The 18,244-nt window shown below is 58.4% G+C and carries 15 protein-coding genes; 11 read left to right on the forward strand and 4 right to left on the reverse strand.

Annotated features, from left to right (window positions below; all coding sequences use genetic code 11):
- Nucleotides 1-19: 19 nt before the first annotated feature.
- Together ndk and AC2FI9_RS06110 are read right to left on the reverse strand one after the other, a co-directional pair.
- On the reverse strand, nt 20-442 hold the full coding sequence (ndk, locus tag AC2FI9_RS06105; protein WP_496722426.1) for a nucleoside-diphosphate kinase: 423 nt from the start codon (nt 440-442) through the stop codon (nt 20-22).
- A 114-nt stretch (nt 443-556) separates the two neighbouring features.
- Complete coding sequence (locus AC2FI9_RS06110; RefSeq protein WP_496766611.1) at nt 557-1,759, reverse strand: multidrug effflux MFS transporter; 1,203 nt, start codon at nt 1,757-1,759, stop codon at nt 557-559.
- A 108-nt stretch (nt 1,760-1,867) separates the two neighbouring features.
- On the opposite strand from AC2FI9_RS06110, the gene AC2FI9_RS06115 reads away from it, so the two are divergent.
- The 8 genes from AC2FI9_RS06115 (at nt 1,868) to AC2FI9_RS06150 (ending at nt 9,203) form a co-directional block, all read left to right on the forward strand.
- Entirely contained in the window at nt 1,868-3,718 is a 1,851-nt protein-coding gene (locus AC2FI9_RS06115) for an ABC-F family ATP-binding cassette domain-containing protein (protein WP_496766615.1), read from the forward strand.
- A complete protein-coding gene (locus tag AC2FI9_RS06120; RefSeq protein ID WP_496766617.1) occupies nt 3,715-4,107 on the forward strand; it encodes an ACT domain-containing protein in 393 nt (130 codons plus the stop codon). The genes AC2FI9_RS06115 and AC2FI9_RS06120 overlap by 4 nt, the downstream gene beginning before the upstream one ends.
- A complete protein-coding gene (locus tag AC2FI9_RS06125) occupies nt 4,104-4,727 on the forward strand; it encodes a MarC family protein (protein WP_058273801.1) in 624 nt (207 codons plus the stop codon). Before AC2FI9_RS06120 ends, AC2FI9_RS06125 begins: the two co-directional genes overlap by 4 nt.
- Before the next feature lie 39 nt (nt 4,728-4,766).
- Complete coding sequence (locus tag AC2FI9_RS06130) at nt 4,767-5,348, forward strand: retropepsin-like aspartic protease family protein (protein WP_058273802.1); 582 nt, start codon at nt 4,767-4,769, stop codon at nt 5,346-5,348.
- Nucleotides 5,349-5,408: 60 nt separating this feature from the next.
- Nucleotides 5,409-6,029 (forward strand): ImuA family protein, encoded by a 621-nt coding sequence (locus AC2FI9_RS06135; RefSeq protein WP_496766619.1) that lies wholly within the window; start codon nt 5,409-5,411, stop codon nt 6,027-6,029.
- Nucleotides 6,030-6,091: 62 nt separating this feature from the next.
- Nucleotides 6,092-7,306: an MFS transporter gene (locus tag AC2FI9_RS06140; RefSeq protein ID WP_496722415.1), complete on the forward strand. Its 1,215-nt coding sequence runs from the start codon at nt 6,092-6,094 to the stop codon at nt 7,304-7,306.
- Nucleotides 7,303-7,899 (forward strand): YceI family protein, encoded by a 597-nt coding sequence (locus AC2FI9_RS06145; protein ID WP_496766622.1) that lies wholly within the window; start codon nt 7,303-7,305, stop codon nt 7,897-7,899. The genes AC2FI9_RS06140 and AC2FI9_RS06145 overlap by 4 nt, the downstream gene beginning before the upstream one ends.
- 80 nt (nt 7,900-7,979) lie before the next feature.
- Complete coding sequence (locus AC2FI9_RS06150) at nt 7,980-9,203, forward strand: MFS transporter (protein WP_496766625.1); 1,224 nt, start codon at nt 7,980-7,982, stop codon at nt 9,201-9,203.
- A gap of 32 nt (nt 9,204-9,235) precedes the next feature.
- On the opposite strand, the gene AC2FI9_RS06155 is transcribed toward AC2FI9_RS06150, so the two are convergent.
- Together AC2FI9_RS06155 and AC2FI9_RS06160 are read right to left on the reverse strand one after the other, a co-directional pair.
- Complete coding sequence (locus tag AC2FI9_RS06155) at nt 9,236-10,906, reverse strand: flotillin family protein (protein ID WP_496766627.1); 1,671 nt, start codon at nt 10,904-10,906, stop codon at nt 9,236-9,238.
- Nucleotides 10,907-10,940: 34 nt separating this feature from the next.
- The gene (locus AC2FI9_RS06160) at nt 10,941-11,696 is read right to left on the reverse strand and encodes an OB-fold-containig protein (RefSeq protein WP_496766629.1); all 756 of its coding nucleotides are present in this window, start codon (nt 11,694-11,696) and stop codon (nt 10,941-10,943) included.
- 216 nt (nt 11,697-11,912) lie between these two features.
- On the opposite strand from AC2FI9_RS06160, the gene metG reads away from it, so the two are divergent.
- From metG to AC2FI9_RS06175, 3 genes are all read left to right on the forward strand, one after another.
- Nucleotides 11,913-13,658 carry a methionine--tRNA ligase gene (metG, locus tag AC2FI9_RS06165; RefSeq protein ID WP_496766631.1) on the forward strand — a complete coding sequence of 582 codons (1,746 nt, stop codon included), beginning with the start codon at nt 11,913-11,915 and terminating at the stop codon, nt 13,656-13,658.
- Between the two features lie 276 nt (nt 13,659-13,934).
- Nucleotides 13,935-15,101 (forward strand): efflux RND transporter periplasmic adaptor subunit, encoded by a 1,167-nt coding sequence (locus AC2FI9_RS06170; protein ID WP_496722403.1) that lies wholly within the window; start codon nt 13,935-13,937, stop codon nt 15,099-15,101.
- 3 nt (nt 15,102-15,104) lie between these two features.
- A complete protein-coding gene (locus AC2FI9_RS06175; RefSeq protein ID WP_496766635.1) occupies nt 15,105-18,242 on the forward strand; it encodes an efflux RND transporter permease subunit in 3,138 nt (1,045 codons plus the stop codon).
- The last annotated feature ends 2 nt before the right edge of the window (nt 18,243-18,244 follow it).

An 18,244-nucleotide genomic window follows, 5' to 3' on the forward strand; every position in this document is an offset into this window, starting at 1 on the left:
AACTTCGTCTGACGGCGGATTAGCCGACCAGTTCGATGCCCGAGAAGAAGTATGCGATTTCAACCGCAGCAGTTTCAGGCGCGTCCGAACCGTGGACCGAGTTTTCGCCAACCGATTCAGCGAACTCCGCGCGGATGGTGCCGGGTGCTGCGTCTGCGGGGTTGGTTGCGCCCATGACTTCGCGGTTCTTTGCAATGGCGCCTTCGCCTTCCAGAACCTGAACGACAACCGGCTCGGAGGACATGAATTCGCACAGTTCGTCATAGAACGGGCGCTCGGCGTGTACGTCGTAGAACTTGCCAGCCTGAGCTTTGGTCATGTGAATGCGCTTTTGCGCAACGATGCGCAGGCCAGCGTCTTCGAACTTGGCGTTGATCTTGCCAGTCAGGTTGCGACGGGTTGCATCAGGTTTGATGATCGAGAATGTGCGTTCCAGTGCCATATCGGCCTCTCCTTACTATATGGCGCGAGGTACGCGCCGAAATCCATCGCGCGCCGCCTAACACGGTATGTGCCTCATGAAAAGTGGAATGATTGCGCCAGTGGGTCTTGGCGATCAGATTGTGTCCGGCAAGGGCTCTGACGCGTCGATCCGGCGAACGTAAAGCACAGCAAGCAATCCGACAAAGCTGCTGGCGAACATCATGCCCAATACCAAATAGGGCCCATTTTCGGGGCTAACAAACGCGCCGGTCATCAAGGTCAGAACTGCGCCCAACGCCACGATTAGTGCCCCGGAAAGCCCCGCGGCGCTGCCTGCCAGATTGGGTCTCACGGACATTACGCCGGCCGAGGCGTTGGCATTCGTCAGCCCGTTACCGAAGCCCACGCAAATGGCCGAGCCGAAGAATACCCAGACTGAACCCAGACCTGCTGTGAACAACAGCAACCCGCAGAAAGGCCCAATAGAGGCAACGACCCGACCGATCAGGATCATCGTCGTCAGCTTCGTGTGTGCTGCGATACGCCCGGTGATGAAATTGCCCACCATGAAGCCGCCGGTAATAATTCCGATCCCCAGACCCAGCATGGCAGGGCTCAGGTCGAACCAGACCGCGGCGACCAGTGGCGCACCGGTGATAAAGCTGAAGAACCCGCCGATCGAGAATGCCGCGCACAGCGCGTAACCCCAGAACCGACGCGCGCGAAACAGGTGTGGGTATTCCTTTAACTGAGCCGAGAATGTTGCGGATCGGTTCGCATTTGTCTCACCCATGTCCGCCCACAAGAGCACCAGCATCCCCGCCCCCAGGACCGAGTACAAAATGAACCCGGCTCGCCAACCGAACAGCATATCCAGTGCGCCGCCCAGCATTGGGCCAAGCATCGGTGCCAAAGCCATTGCCATCGCAACATAGCCCAGTTTGCTGGCGGCCTCGTTCGGGGCATAGAGATCCCGGATTGAGGCGCTGGACAGCACGGGTCCGGCCACCACCGCTGCTTGAAGCAGACGGAAACCGAGGAATATCCAGATCGACTCGGCCAATACGCAGCCAACGGAGGCCACTGTGAAAAATACCATACAAATCAACAGGATCGGTCTGCGACCATATCGGTCGGACAACGGCCCCATGATCAATTGCAACACGGCCGACACCGCCAGATACCCGGCGACTGACAAGTTAATCAGTCCGTAGTCGACCTGAAAGCCCTCGGCCATCCTCGCAAGCGACGGCAGGAACATGTTCAACGACAGCACCGACAACGCCGTAGCGAAGATCAAAGTGACCAAAGAAGGAGGCGTCTGAGCCGCGCGCATAATGAAAACCGTCGAGTAATGCCAACCGGATCAGCGCTAACACATTGCCTGGATATTGAACATATCAAGCTGCTGGCGGCGGCAACAAGGCTCTGCTAAGAGCGCGTCATGCTACGGATTCAAGACATAACCTACGCGGTTGAAGGCCGCCCCCTATTCGATGGGGCCAATGCGACTATTCCCGACGGGCACAAGGTTGGTCTTGTGGGACGGAACGGTACGGGGAAGACAACCCTGTTCCGACTGATCCGGGGCGAATTGGCGCTGGAGTCAGGCAATATCAATGTCCCGAAGCGCGCCCGGATTGGCGGAGTGGCGCAAGAGGTGCCCTCCTCGGATGTGTCGCTGATCAACACGGTTCTGGCCGCCGATACCGAGCGCAGCGCGCTGATGGACGAGGCCGACACCGCGACCGATCCCACACGTATCGCTGAAATCCAGACCCGTCTGGTAGATATCGACGCCTGGTCTGCCGAGGCGCGCGCGGCCTCGATCCTCAAAGGTCTTGGGTTTGATGATGACGACCAGTTGCGCCCCTGCTCCGACTTCTCGGGCGGCTGGCGGATGCGCGTGGCGTTGGCGGCGGTACTGTTTTCACAGCCCGATCTGCTGCTGCTGGACGAGCCTACGAACTATCTGGACCTCGAAGGTGCGTTGTGGCTGGAGAGCTATTTGGCCAAATATCCGCATACCGTCATTATCATCAGCCACGACCGCGGGCTGCTGAACCGCGCGGTGGGGTCGATCCTGCATTTGGAAGACCGCAAGCTGACCTATTACGCGGTTCCTTATGACAAATTCGCCGAACGCCGCGCGGAACGACTGGCACAGGCGGAATCCGAGAACGTGAAAGCCAAGGCCCGGATCGCCCATCTGCAAAGCTTCGTGGACCGCTTTCGCGCCAAAGCTTCGAAAGCCGTGCAGGCCCAGTCGCGCCTGAAGATGATTGAGCGCATTCAACTGGTCGCGACCCCGCAAGAGGCCGCTTTGCGTGCCTTTAGTTTTCCGGAACCCGAAGAGCTGTCTCCGCCGATTGTCAATCTGGAGGGCGGCGTGACGGGCTATGGCGAAACCGAGGTGCTGCGCCGCCTGAACCTGCGTATTGATCAGGATGACCGGATCGCATTGCTGGGCAAGAACGGTCAGGGCAAGTCGACTCTGTCCAAGCTTCTGTCCGACCGCCTGCCCCTGATGGCGGGCAAGATGACCCGCAGCAACAAGCTGCGGATTGGTTATTTTGCGCAGCATCAGGTGGATGAGCTTTACGTGGATGAAACGCCGCTGGACCATCTGCGACGCCTCCGCCCGAACGAGGCTCCGGGCAAGTGGCGGTCGCGTCTGGCGGGATTCGGGTTGAACGCGGATCAGGCTGAAACCAAGGTTGGTCGTCTATCGGGCGGCCAAAAGGCACGCCTGTCGCTGCTGATCGCCACCATCGACGCGCCGCATATGTTGATCCTGGACGAGCCGACCAACCACCTGGATATCGAAAGCCGTGAAGCGCTGGTCGAAGCGTTGACCGCCTATTCCGGTGCGGTGGTTCTGGTCAGCCACGATATGCACCTATTGTCGTTGGTCGCGGACCATCTGTGGCTGGTCTCGGACGGAACGGTCAAACCTTTCGAGGGAGATCTCGAGACCTATCGCACCATGCTGCTGGGACGCGACAAACCGGCCAAAGAGAAACCGCCGGTGATCAAGCCCAAGCGCCCTTCGCGCGAGGCAGTGCTGAACCTGCGGGCGGACCTTCGCAAATGCGAGGACCGGATCGAGAAGCTAACGGATATGCACGATAAATTGTCGACCAAACTGGCAGATCCTGCGCTTTACGAGGACGACAGGAAAAACGATCTTGCAACGTGGAACCGGAAATTTGCCGAAGTAGTCGAAGCCATGCAAAAGGCCGAGGCGCTTTGGGTCGTCGCAGCCGAACGCCTGGAAAAGGCCGAAGCGACATGACGAAACCCGTAATCGAAACGACTGCCATGATCGCAGGCATGCGCCCTGAACTTCAGGACGGGGAATTTGCCTTTGTCGTTTGGCCGCATGACAAAGCCTGGCCCGAAGGAACGCGGGCCAGTTGCATGGAGGCCGAAGGCCTGTCCCTCGTCGTGCCGATCGACGCGGCACCCGCTGGCGCCATCAGTATGAAGTGCATCACCCTGCGGGTTCATTCCTCACTGGAAGGCGTTGGCTTGACTGCCGCTGTGTCCGATGCTCTTGCCCAAAGTGACATTCCGGCAAACATGGTCGCGGGGTATCACCACGACCACGTCTATGTTCCAAGCAATCTGGCGGAAAAAGCTGTGGCCGTTCTGTTAGACCTCCAACAAGGTGCCGGCAAATGATCGACCTCGCCTTTTTCATCACTGCCTTCACCACTCTGTTCGTGGTGATTGACCCCTTTGGCACCGCGCCGATTTTTGTGGCTTTAACTCAGGACATGGACGCCCGCGCCCGTCGCCGGACCGCCTATCGCACCTGTGCCGTGGCCTCTGGCATACTCATTGCCTTTGCCGCCTTTGGCGAAGCGGTGCTGGGTTTTGTCGGTATCTCGATGGAGGCCTTCAAGGTCGCCGGGGGCGCGTTGTTGTTCCTTACAGCATTGGACATGCTGTTCGAACGACGCACCAAACGCCGTGAAGACCGAGTCGAGGAAGAAGAGGAACACCACGACCCGTCCGTGTTCCCGCTGGCCATTCCGCTGGTCGCCGGTCCCGGATCAATTGCGACGATTATCCTGCTGGCCGGACAGCACCCGGGTATTCTTGGCATTGTCGAGGCCTGTATCGTCATGCTGGCCGTCATGGCCGTGGTTTTGACCTTCTTCCTGTCCGGCGGCCTGATTGCGCGCTTGCTGGGCAAAACCGGCCTGAACGTATTGACGCGGCTGTTGGGGATGCTGCTGGCGGCGTTGTCGGTTCAATTCATCCTGGACGGCCTCAAGGCCTTTGGATTTGCGTCGTAAAACCCCATATATCTTTCAGTGAATATGGTGAGGAGCGCTATGGACGGCGACAACATTGGACGTTTGGTATATCTGGCCGTGCTTGGTACGGCCGTTGTGGCGTGGTTTGTCGCGCAAAACCGCCAGTCTTTGAACAAAACGCTGCAACAGGCTTTGGCGTGGGTCTTTATCTTTATCGGTGTCATTGCCGTTGTCGGCCTGTGGGAAGACATCCGCACCACTGTTGGCCCTGCCCCGCAAATGACTGTCACCGGCCAGACCATAGAGGTTCCGCGCGCCTCCGACGGACACTATTATCTGCCCATTGATGTGAACGGAGAACCGATCACCTTTCTGGTGGACACTGGCGCAAGCCAGATTGTTCTAAGCTCGCGGGATGCCGAACGTGTTGGGATTGATCCCGATCAGTTGAATTATTTCGGCCGGGCAAATACGGCCAATGGCGTTGTGCGTACCGCGCCGGTGCGCCTGGACACGCTGGCATTGGGGCCGATCACGGACCAGAATATCTCGGCCTGGGTAAACGAAGGGGAATTGGACAAATCCTTGCTGGGTATGGATTACCTGCATCGGTTCTCGAATATCCAGTTCGCCAATGGCCGCCTGCTTTTGTCGCGTTAAGACGTCCGTTGTCGCAATTCCACAATTGAGAACAAAACAAGAACATGCTAACCTGACAGCATGTCTACACATCTTCTTAGCCGCAAACCCGCACGTGAGGTGCCGGGGATAGATCTTCATCCGCAGATCAGACTGCAACTGGCCCGCGTGCACGAGGCTTGCGGCCCCGCCCGGCGCAGCTTTGCCATGTGGCTGGCGGGGCAGATGCAGGGGCCGGTGCTGTGGATCGCGCCCGCATGGGAGCCCGGCCAGCTTAATCCCGATGGCATGATGGCCTTTGCCGACCCCGCCCGGTTCATCTTTGTGCGCCCGACCCGGTCCGAAGACCTGCTGTGGTGCGTAGAAGAGGCGCTGCGCAGCGCGGCCATGCCTCTGGTTGTCGGTGATCTGCCGGGCGCGCCGGGGCTGACGCCAGTGCGGCGCATGCATCTGGCCGCAGAACAGGGTGGTGCGATGGGGCGGGCTCCGCTTGGGATGCTGCTGACCCCTGGTGACGGTGGTGCACAGGGGGTAGAGACGCGCTGGCACATGGCCGCAAACCATCAGGCAGAGGCCCGGCGCTGGACCCTAACCCGCCGCCGCGCCCGCGCCCTGCCCCCGGTCAGCTGGCATGCCACGCAGACCAAACCGCGAGCCGGTTTGCACCTGCAACAGATCGCCACAGAAGACACACCCGTGTGATCACGCCCCCCTCACGGGGTTTGTGACTGGCCAAAGCAAGGGCCGAGCCCTAGCGTTTCAGGATGAGCCACGCGATCCACGATAGCCGATACTCCTGGCTGCGACTTGCGATCACTTTGATCATCGCAACCGTGGCCAATGTGGGAATGTGGGCCGTCATCGTTGTGATGCCCGCCATCGAAACCCAATTCAACGCCGGACGTGCCGAGGCCGCGATGCCTTACACATTGGCCATGATCGGATTCGCCCTTGGCAATTTTTGGATGGGGCAGTTGGTGGATCGGCTGGGCGTGACCAAGGCCCTGATCGGGGCCGCAATCCTCAGCGCCACCAGCTATCTGCTGGCGACACTGGCGCCCAATATTGTGATGTTGTCCGTCGCACATCTTCTATTGGGCCTCGGCGCATCCATCGGCTTTGGACCATTGATCGCTGACATCTCGCACTGGTTCATGAAACGCCGCGGGATCGCCGTGGGTCTGGTGGCAAGCGGAAACTATCTGTCCGGGGCCATCTGGCCGACCTTGCTGTCCGGCATACTCACACGCGATGGCTGGCAACAGGTCTACCTGACGCTGGCTGTCATAACGTTGCTGGTCGTTATCCCCCTGTCCCTACTGTTGCGTCGACAGGTCCCGGCCGAGGCGCACAGCACCGCAGCATCTGCCGCACAAATCAAGGCGCGCAGCGTTGGTATTTCCCCCCGGGCACTTCAATACATCCTCGGTCTGGCCGGTATTTCGTGCTGTGTCGCGATGTCGATGCCTCAGGTGCATATCGTGTCCTATTGCGTCGGGCTGGGTTACGGACCCACAGTCGGCGCCGAGATGTTGTCCCTGATGCTGTTCGGAGGTGTGATCAGCCGAGTAATATCAGGCATGGCCGCCGATCAACTTGGCGGCGTTCTGACGGTTCTGATCGGCTCGGTTCTTCAATGCCTCGCACTGTTCCTGTTCTTGCCTTATGACGGGATGGTCTCACTCTACCTGATCAGCCTGCTTTTTGGCCTGTCACAAGGCGGCATCGTTCCCGGCTATGCCCTTATCGTGCGCGAATATATGCCCCCGCGAGAGGCCGGCGCGCGCGTGGGGTTTGTCATGATGATGACGATCATGGGCATGGCGCTGGGGGGATGGATGTCCGGCTGGATTTATGACGTTACCGGCAATTACCAACTGGCTTTCGTAAACGGCATTCTATGGAACGGCCTGAACATCGGAATTCTGCTGTTTCTGCTCAGCCGCTCGCGCGCCCACAGACAAGAGGTTTTGGCATGAGATCATTGACGCGGCGCTTTCTGATTGCGGGTCTGGCGAGCCTTCCGTTGGCACGGCCAACTCATGCTGCGTTGGTCCAATATGAATTGTCTCGAGCCGGAACGTCCGTCGGATTTTCCTTCATGCTTTCGGGGGTTGCGCAGTCAGGCACGATGCCGATCCAATCAGCAGATATTCGGGTCGACACGGATCAGTTACAAAACAGCCGTGTCACCGTCGTGCTGAATGTAGCCGCGGCGCGCACCGGCTTGCCCTTTGCCCGCGGCCCGATGCTAAGCAAAAGCGTTCTGAACGCGCAGGAATTTCCGACCATAACGTTCAAATCCACCCGAATTCAGCTTGGCCCAACAGGCCGCATTTCCGAAGGCGCAACTATCACCGGAGACCTGACTGTGCGCGGAGTCACACGCCCGGTGACCCTGCAAGCCAATCTGTACCGTCAACCCGGATCCGAGGCTGATGATCTGAACGCATTGTCAATTCGACTGTCGGGCGCGTTGAACCGTCACGAATTCGGCGCCTCTGGTTATCCCGATCTGGTCGCCGATACCGTGTCTTTGAACATCCGGGCCGAGTTGACCCGCAAGGCCTGACACCCAAAGGACAAAAAACGACGCGCAGAGGTCGAATTATCACGCGCAACGCTCGCTGATGGGGTAATGCTGGGCGCACTATGCGCACGATCATTTCTTTTGCCGCCCTGTTTCTTTCTGTCATTCTTCTGCAGCTCTCGACGGGCGGCGTTGGTCCTTTGGATGCGATATCCGGCATCACGCTTGGGTTCACGACCGGACAAATCGGTATGTTGGGTTCGGCCCATTTTGTTGGCTTCTTCATTGGCTGCTGGTGGTCCCCCCGCCTAATGGGCAGTGTCGGACATTCGCGCGCTTTTGCGGTCTGCACGGCCTTGGGTGCGATGGGTCTTATTGGGCATACGTTGACCGAAAACCCGTACATCTGGGCAGCCCTTCGAGTCGCATCCGGAACCTGTGTCGCCGGGGCCTATACGGTGATCGAAGCATGGCTGAACGCCAAGGTCACAAACGAAACGCGCGGCCGCGCCATGGGGACTTATCGCATCGCGGATATGGGCGCGTCTCTGTGCGCACAGTTGATCATCGCGGTTCTGCCGCCTGCGTCTTATGTGTCGTACAACTTGCTGGCTATTTTGTGCTGCGCGTCCCTGTTGCCGCTGACGTTGACACGGGCCAGCCAGCCGAAAACACCCGACGCCCCTCGGCTAAAGCCCAAACTGGCCTGGCGCAGCTCGCCCTTGGCTGTTGCAGGAGTGATCGTTGCGGCGCTCAGCTCTGCGTCGTTTCGGATGGTTGGTCCGGTCTACGGTCAGGAAGTTGGGCTGGACGTGGACCAGATCGCATTCTTCCTGGCGTCATTCGTATTGGGTGGCGCACTGGCGCAGTACCCGGTTGGCTGGCTGGCCGACAAATATGACAGACGCTGGGTGCTGATCTGGCTGTCCGTTGCTGCGGTCGTCAGCAGCGGTGTCACAATGGCGGCCAGCGGAACAGGAACGGTAGGCGTCATGCTGGCTGCCGTATTCTTTGGCCTGACAACCTTCCCGATCTTCTCGGTCTCTTCCGCTCATGCGAATGACTTTGCAACGGCAGAAGAACGGGTCGAGCTTTCCGCGGCACTCATGTTCTGGTTCGCTTTGGGTGCGATAGCCTCGCCCTATATCTCATCGACACTGATTCAGCAGTTCGGACCCGGAGCGCTATTTGCATTTGTGGCCATCGGCCATGTTTTCCTGATCATCTTTGGCCTGGCCCGAATGCGCTCACGCCCGACGCCCGAAGAGCGGACAAACTATGTCTACGCGCCACGCACATCTTTCACGATTGGTCGTCTGCTGAAACGGTCGCGTGAAAGGAAATAAAAAAGGGCCGGGAAAACCCCGGCCCCTTTCGATTAGTGTTCAGTCCGCGATCCTTCTTCGATCACGCCGCCCTCTTCGGCAGGTTCGACCGTTGATTCAAGCGCACCGTTGACGACACCGCCGACACCGTTTTCCATCGACAAGCCAAGCTCTTCACCCAGCTTCTTGAGCGCCGGCATCTGCACCGCCATTCCCATGATCGAGTCCAGCGCCTGATTGACGACCGGCTTGTCACCGTTCGATGCGCCGCCGCCATTGGCGCCACCGATACCGCCGACCTGATGGATCTTGATCGAGTCGATCTTCTCAGCCGGTTTGACCATCTCCGCAATAATCGACGGCATGGTTTCAATGCGTGCCAGATCAACCTTCATGCGGATCTGATCCACTGACAGCACGTTGTCTGCCTCGACGATCGCACGCTTACCTTCGGCTTCGGCCAGCATGTCGTTCTTCTTGGCCTCGGCACGGATGTTCAGTGCATCTGCTTCGGCCTGGGCCTCTTCACGGCGGGCTTCGGCGCGGTCAGCAGCGGCTTCTTTGTCAGCTTGCGCAGCCAGTCGGATCGCCGTCGCCTGACGTTCAGCTTCACGCGTGGCTTCAATCAGAGCGATCTGCTTGATACGCTCGGCCTCGGCAACCTTTTGCGCGGTAGCCACGGCTTCGGTCGCCTTGGTCGCCTCAGCGCGGGCCAGATCGGCTGATGCACGCGCGCGGCTTTCCTCTTCGGATTTCTGCGCGATGATGATCTGACGCTCTTGTTCAGCCACTTCCAGTTCACGCTCTTTCGAGATCTCGGCCTCGCGGATTTTACGCTCACGCTCGATGTCTGCGGCGCGAATGGCTTCTTCACGGGCGATCCGTGCCCGTTCCGTTTCGCGTACCGAGTCTTCGGTCCGGGCTGCAACCTCGGCCTCTTGCGCCACACGCAGCGTTTCGATCTGTTGCGTCTGCTCGATGCGCGCCTGCTCTTCGTCCTTTTCGATCAACAGCTTCTGACGCTGAGCTTCCATCGCTGCCCGACGTACCTCGACCTCGGCATCGGCATCAATCTGCGCGCGCTCTTTCTTTGAGGTCGCAATCACCTCGGCCAATTTGCGCATACCCACAGCGTTAAAGGCGTTGTTTTCGTCCAGAGCCTCAAACGGCGTCTGGTCCAACGCGGTCAACGAGACAGATTCCAAAGACAAACCGTTCTTCAGCAGGTCTTCGGACACCGCATTCTGCACTTCTTGCACAAAGTCAGCGCGGTTTTCGTGCAGACCGTCCATCGTCATCTGGGCCGCAACAGCGCGCAGACCGTCGATCAATTTGCCTTCGATCATTTCCCGCAGCTGTTCGACGTCGAATGTACGGTCGCCCAGTGTTTGGGCTGCGCGTGCGATGCCCTCTTCTGTCGCCATGACCGAGACGTAGAACTCGACGCCCACGTCGACACGCATCCGGTCTTTGGTGATCAGAGCGGCCTCGCCGCTGCGCTGAACCTCAAGGCGTAGGGTTTTCATGTTGACTGGGCTGACTTCGTGCAGCAACGGCACGACGATAACGCCACCATCCATGATGACTTTCTTACCGCCAGCACCGGTTTTCACCAGGCTGATCTCTCGGGTCGCGCGTTTATAGAGACGGCCAAGCACAAGGCCGATAAACAAAACTACTGCCAGAATGGTCACAACTATGACGGCTAGGAATTCAAGTTCCATGCAAAATCCTCCGTGATGGGGTTAGAAATTTTGGTTATTCAGACATGCCGACCAGAACGAACCGGTCGCGCCGTCGGTCGCGCAGCACCAGCACATCGGTGCCTTGCTTCAGCGCGTCTTTGTCCTGCAGCGGCTCAGCGCGCAGGTAGTGGGCGTTGCCAAAGCGGTCCATGACACGCACCTCAGCCGGGCGTCCGCGCGAAGCGGTGCCTTGGGTGATTACGCCCCGGCGGCGAGCAAGCATCCGTTCGGACATTGCCTCGGTCTCGGTTTTGGGCAGCAAGCGGGCAAAGACCCCGCCAAAGCCACGTGCAAACCAAAGACCAAAGGCACCGGCAGGGATCGCGGCCATCCAGGCAGGCAGGTCGAAGCCAAGCAGATCGCGCAGCGCCAACTGCAGGCCCATACCGGACAGGCCAAAACCCGCCAGCAGAACAACCAGCCAGATCATGAACGGCACTTTGCCGATCCCAAGCCACGCCAAGGGTCCCGAAGGGGCCGCGCCAGGCGCGTCCGCTTCGACCTCGGCCAGCTCAAAGTCACCTAGGTCGACATCGGCATCGATATCCAGATCGAAATCACCAACATCGAGATCCGGGGCGTCAACAACGTCCAGATCAACCTCGCCCTCGCCCGCCATAAGGCTTCCACCCAGGACCAATGCGATCAGTTCCAGCACAAGCAGGCCGAACAGAAGCGCAAGCGCCAAAGTGAAGGGCGCAAATGCACCCTCGAGCAGAAAGTCGAACATCAGTTGTTTGCCCTCGTTATTGTATACTGTGGTATACATGATAGATGGGAACTCATTGTGAAAATTCAAGAGTTTGTGATTCCAATTTACAACTCTGGGGTATTGCATGCGATGAAGGCGACGCAATCCAAGGCTGCAACTCAGTCCGATTTTTCCGGCGACCCGTGCCTAAAATGACGTCCGAACCAAAGCCGGGGTTTTGCTGGCCGGTAACATAATGTAGACGGGCGCGCAGACAGTACGCGGAAACGGAACATGGCTCGAATTCTCATCACCTCAGCGATCCCTTACATCAACGGGATCAAGCACCTCGGTAACCTGATCGGCTCGCAATTGCCGGCTGATCTGTACGCGCGCTACCTGCGTGGCCGGGGGAACGAGGTCATGTTCCTGTGCGCCACCGACGAACACGGCACACCCGCCGAGCTGGCCGCAGCGAAAGCGGGCAAGCCAGTGGCTGAATACTGCGCGGACATGTACGAAGTTCAGGCCGATATCGCCAAGCGTTTTGGCATGAGCTTCGATCATTTTGGCCGCTCGTCCAGCGAGCAGAACAAGACGCTGACCCAGCATTTTGCCGGGAAGCTGGACGATGCTGGGCTGATCCGCGAAGTCGGCGAAAAACAGGTCTATTCCAACGCCGATGGCCGCTTTCTTCCTGACCGCTATATCGAAGGCACCTGCCCCAATTGCGGATATGAGCGCGCGCGGGGCGACCAGTGTGAAAACTGTACCAAACAGTTGGACCCGACCGATCTGATCGAGCCGCGCTCGGCCATTTCCGGTTCAACTGATCTGGAGGTGCGCGAGACCAAACACCTGTACCTGCGTCAATCAGCGATGAAAGATCAGCTGGATGCATGGATCGACAGCAAAAGCGACTGGCCAATCCTGACAACCTCGATTGCCAAGAAATGGCTGCATGACGGCGACGGTCTTCAGGATCGCGGCATCACCCGCGATCTGGACTGGGGTGTACCGGTCAAGAAGGGCGATCAGGACTGGCCCGGCATGGAGGGCAAAGTCTTCTACGTCTGGTTCGACGCGCCGATCGAATACATCGCCTGCGCCAAAGAATGGGCCGACGCCAGCGGCAGGACAGAGGCTGACTGGGAGCGCTGGTGGCGTACCGACAAAGGTGCGGATGATGTCCGTTATGTCCAGTTCATGGGCAAGGATAATGTGCCCTTCCACACCCTTTCCTTCCCGGCAACAATTTTGGGCACCAACACATACAACGAAGAATCTGGGTCATCCGAACGTTGGAAGCTTGTCGACTACATCAAGTCGTTCAATTACCTGAACTACGATGGTGGTCAGTTCTCGACCAGCCAGGGCCGTGGTGTGTTCATGGATCAGGCGCTGGAAATCCTGCCAGCCGATTATTGGCGCTGGTGGCTGCTGAGCCATGCGCCCGAAAGCAGCGACAGCGAATTCACATGGGAGAACTTCCAGCAGTCGGTGAACAAGGACCTGGCGGATGTTCTGGGTAACTTTGTCAGCCGCATCACCAAGTTCTGCCGTTCGAAGTTTGGTGAGGCAGTTCCTGAAGGCGGCGCTTATGGCGACCGCGAACAGGCGCTGATTGATGAGCTGACCAAACGAGTCCGCGCCTATGAAACGCATATGGAGGCGATGGAGGTTCGCAAATCCGCGCAGGAACTGCGTGCGATCTGGGTTGCGGGCAACGAATACCTGCAAGCTGCTGCCCCGTGGTCGACCTTCAAGGAAGACCCTGAACAGGCCGCCGCTCAGGTACGTCTGGGCCTGAATCTGATCCGCCTCTACGCCGTACTCAGCGCACCGTTCATCCCTGAAGCCTCGGCCAAGATGCTGAGCGCAATGAACACATTGGACACCAGTTGGCCTGACGATGTCGCAGCTGCGCTGGACGCCCTGCCCGCTGGTCACGCGTTCACCGTACCGGATGTACTGTTCGCCAAGATCACCGACGAACAGCGCGAAGAATGGCAATCCAGGTTCGCTGGACAGCGCGACTGATGTTTTGGATCACAACACCATTGTTACGGAGGCCATTTGGCCTCCGTTTTCATTTGAAATGGGGCAAAAACCGGGATTGGGCGCCAAAACTCCATAGGATCTTGGCGTAAGTCCGCCTGAAACCGGAATAATTTCCGGGCACACCACCCAGCTGACGCATTCAAGAAGCTTGAGATAAAGTTCCAAAACGGCCATCCTGCCAAGAAATCAGCACGACTCGTCGAGGCAACAGAGCTGCCCCGGCGCAATATCCTTAGGTCTAATGAGGCGCCCGCCATGTCCCTTGCATTAAAGAATTCATTTTTTCGACACAGAGGTCCGGTCTTGGCCATCGCGGCACTGACCAGTTTGGGCGCCTCGTTCACGGCGCTGGCCCAGGATCAAAGCGACGCGCCGCCGCCGAAAGTGTCTATTGCAGCGGCCTATACTGAAGAAATTACCGATGAGGCCGTGTTCATCGGGCGCGCCGAGGCCATTAACAAGGTGGATATTGTCGCCCGCGTGAACGGCTTTCTTGAAACTCAGGATGTGGAAGACGGTGCGCTTGTCAAAAAAGACGACCTGTTGTTCACCATCGAACCCGATCTTTATGAGGCGACCCTGGAAGCCCGGAAAGCGGATCTGGACCGGGCCGAGGCCAATCTGGAGCTTGCCAAAGTCGATCTGGCCCGAAAGGAAGAGCTGTACAAACGCGATGCCACCCCGGAGTCCGAGCGTGACATCGCCCGCGCCAATGAACTGGTCGCCGAGGCCGAGGTCAAGGCCGCTCACGCTGCCATCCAACAAGCAGAGTTGGACCTGAGCTATACCGAAATCCACGCGCCGTTTGACGGGCGGATTGGGCGCGTAGAAACCAGCGTAGGTGACGTTGTCGGACCAACAAACCCCCCGCTCGTCAACCTGGTAAGCGAAGCCCCTATCTATGTAAATTTCTCGCTGAACGAAAAGCAGTTCACTTCGGTTCTCGAACAGGTTGGAGAGAGCGCGGCTTCGCTGGCTGAAAGCAACAAAAGCCCGAATGTGCACCTCACCTTGCCCAACGGAACCAAGCTGGACGAAACAGGCGAGATCGTTTTTGTAGATAACCGCATCGACCCGCTGACGGGCGCAATTACAATGCGTGCCGAGTTCCCCAACGCGGACCGGTTCATCATCGACGGACAATTTCTGAGCGTTCAGATCGAAGCACTTGAGCCCACCCTTCAGGTGCTGGTCCCTCAGGCCGCATTGCAACGCGATCAGCGCGGTGAGTTCGTGCTGGTGGTGAATGACAAGCAGATGGTGGAACAGCGCTATATCACGACTGGCGACGTGGTTGGGACCGCGATTATTGTGACAGATGGTCTGCGCGAAGGTGAAAGCGTGATCGTTGAGGGCCTGCAGCGGGTTCGCCCGGGCGTTGCGGTGGATGCCGTCGTCGCCTCTGAACAGCCGGGAGAATAACGGATGTTCTCAGCCCTGTTCATTAGCCGGCCCAAGCTGGCGCTTGTTATTTCGCTTGTCCTGACGATCATGGGCGGCATCGGCTATTTGGTTCTGCCAGTCGCTCAGTTCCCGGACATTACGCCACCGGTGGTCAGCGTGACGACCACCTACACTGGCGCCAACGCCGAAACCGTGGAAAACACCGTCGCCGCCCCGATCGAGGCGCAGGTCAACGGTGTAGACGACATGATCTACATGACGTCGACTTCGGCAGACAACGGATCCTATTCGCTGAACGTCACATTCGAAGTAGGCACTGACCCGGATATCGCCTCAGTCAACGTGCAGAACCGAGTGGCTCAGGCCATGTCATCCCTGCCCTCCGAGGTAACCTCGTCAGGTGTGGTCACACAAAAAGCATCCACCAACATGCTGTTGCTGGTGACGCTGACCTCACCGAATGAGACGTATGACAGTGTCTTTCTATCAAACTATGCTTCGATCAACCTGAAAGACGCGCTGGCGCGTGTTCAGGGTGTGGGTAAAGCCGACGTTCTGACCAATCTTGAATACGCCATGCGGATCTGGATGGACCCGGATCAGATGGCTGCTTTGTCCATCACACCCGGTGACGTGATCAATGCAATTCGGGAACAAAACGTCGAAGTTTCGGCCGGTTCTATCGGCGCTCCTCCGGTCCCGGAAGGGCAGACCTTTCAATACACGATCAAAACCAAGGGCCGCCTAACCTCGGCCGCAGAGTTCGGCGACATTGTCATCCGGACTGGGGATGCCGGTTCAATCGTACGGGTCAAGGACATCGCGCGGGTCGAGCTGGGCGCGGAGTACTATGCGGCCTCGGGCTATTTTGACAGTGTCCCGGCGACGGTAATCGGTATCTACCAGGCCCCTGGCGCGAACGCGCTGGCCGTGTCGGACCGAGTAGAGGCCGAGCTTGAGCGGTTGTCACGTACCTTCCCGACGGATGTGGAATACGCTGTTCCATTCAACACGACGGACTTTGTAAATCAGTCGCTGAATGACGTGGTCACGACCCTGATCTTGACCTTCATCCTTGTGATTTCGGTGGTGTTTGTTTTCCTTGGAAGCTGGCGCGCGACGATCATTCCAGCGGTTGCGATCCCCGTCTCGTTGATCGGGACCTTTGCGTTCCTGCTGCTGTTTGGCATGTCGCTGAACACGATCTCATTGTTCGCTTTGGTGCTGGCCATCGGCATCGTGGTTGATGACGCGATTGTTGTGGTTGAAAACGTCGAACGGATTATCGCAGACGAAGGCCTTCCCCCTGCCGAGGCGACGCGCAAAGCCATGGGGCAGATCACCGGTCCGGTGATTGCGACAACGCTGGTTCTGTTGGCGGTGTTCGTACCCGTCACCTTTATGCCCGGCATCTCGGGGCGGCTTTATTCGCAGTTCGCTGTGACGATCTCGACCGCTGTTGTGATCTCGTCGATCAACGCGTTGACGCTGTCGCCTGCGTTGTGCGGGTTGGTGTTGAAGGCGCGATCCGGCCCACCCAAAGGGCTGTTGGCAGTGTTCGAGAACTTCATCGGTGGTGTTCGCAGTGGCTATGTCGCCATAGTCCGGAAACTACTGATCCTGCCTATCGTTGGTCTGGGCATCATCGTGGCGCTGGCCATGGGTACGGGCACAATCATGTCCAACACCTCAAGCGGCTTCCTTCCGCTTGAAGACAACGGATATCTGTTCGTGGATGTGCAACTGCCAGATGCTGCGACGTTGGAACGGACCGAAGCGGTCACTGCACGTGTCGACGCACAGATCCAACAGATCCCCGGCGTCGCAAGCACAGTTCTGATCAACGGCTTCTCGATCCTGAACGGCACAACGACAAACGGCGCCGCGATCTTTGTGAACCTCGACAACTGGGATGAACGGAAAGAGGATGACCTGAGCGCTGACGCGATCCTGCAGAAAGTACTGGCGATAGCCTATGGTGAATCCGCTGCATCGATCATCGCGTTCAACCCACCACCCATTCAAGGCTTGGGCAACTCGGCTGGCGTCGAGATGGAGGTGCAGCAGACCGGAGGCGGTACGCCTCAGGATCTGGCCTCGGCCGTTGGGTCGTTCGTCTATTCAGCCAACCAAAGACCGGAAATCGGTCAGGCCTACACCACATTCCGGGCCAACGTTCCTCAGTTGTTCGTGGATCTGGACCGCGAAAAGGCCAAGACGCTACAAGTGTCCGTGGCCGAGGTGTTCCAGACGATGCAGGCGCAGTTGGGGTCATACTATGTGAACGACTTCAACCTGTTCGGGCGTGTGTATCGCGTGATGATCCAGGCCGACGGTTCATATCGTGATAATGTCGACGATATCGCGAACCTGTATGTGCGATCGACCAAGGGTGAGATGGTGCCGTTGGGTACGCTCATCGATGTCGAAAACGTACTGGGTCCGGTCTTGCTGAAACGTCACAACCTGTTCCGTTCGGCGACCGTAACGGCGGTTCCGGCCCCTGGGTTATCCACCGGTGACGCGATTAATGTCATGACCGAGGAATCCACGACTGCCCTGCCCCCGGGCTATGCCTTTGAATGGACCGGTACTGCACAACAGCAATTGGCGACCGGTGGTCTTGTGGTCGTCATCCTCGGGCTGGCGATCCTGTTCGGCTACCTCTTCCTTGTGGGGCAATACGAGAGCTGGACCTTGCCTGTGTCGATCTTGCTATCAGTGATCGTCGCCTTGTTCGGGGCGGTGGCGGCAGTGGCAATCGTGGGCAGTGACATCAACCTTTATACGCAGATCGGGATGATCATGCTTGTGGGGTTGGCCTCAAAGAACGGCATTCTGATCGTTGAATTCGCGATGGAACAACGCGCCAAGGGGTTGTCGGTCAAAGACGCCGCAGCCGAGGCCGCTTATCAGCGTTTCCGTGCGGTAATGATGACGGCCCTGTCCTTCCTGTTGGGTGTTGTGCCGCTTCTGGCGGCCAGCGGCGCAGGTGCCGCCAGTCAGAAGGCCATCGGTGTCGCCGTGTTCGGCGGGATGCTGGCAGCCACTCTGGTCGGCGTGATCCTAGTGCCGGTCCTATACGCCCTGCTGCAAGGCATGCGGGAATGGATCAAGGGAACCAAAGATGATCCGGGCCCATCAGAAGAGGCCGCGTGATC

The sequence above is a fragment of the Ruegeria sp. CDSA246 genome, assembly GCF_059611225.1.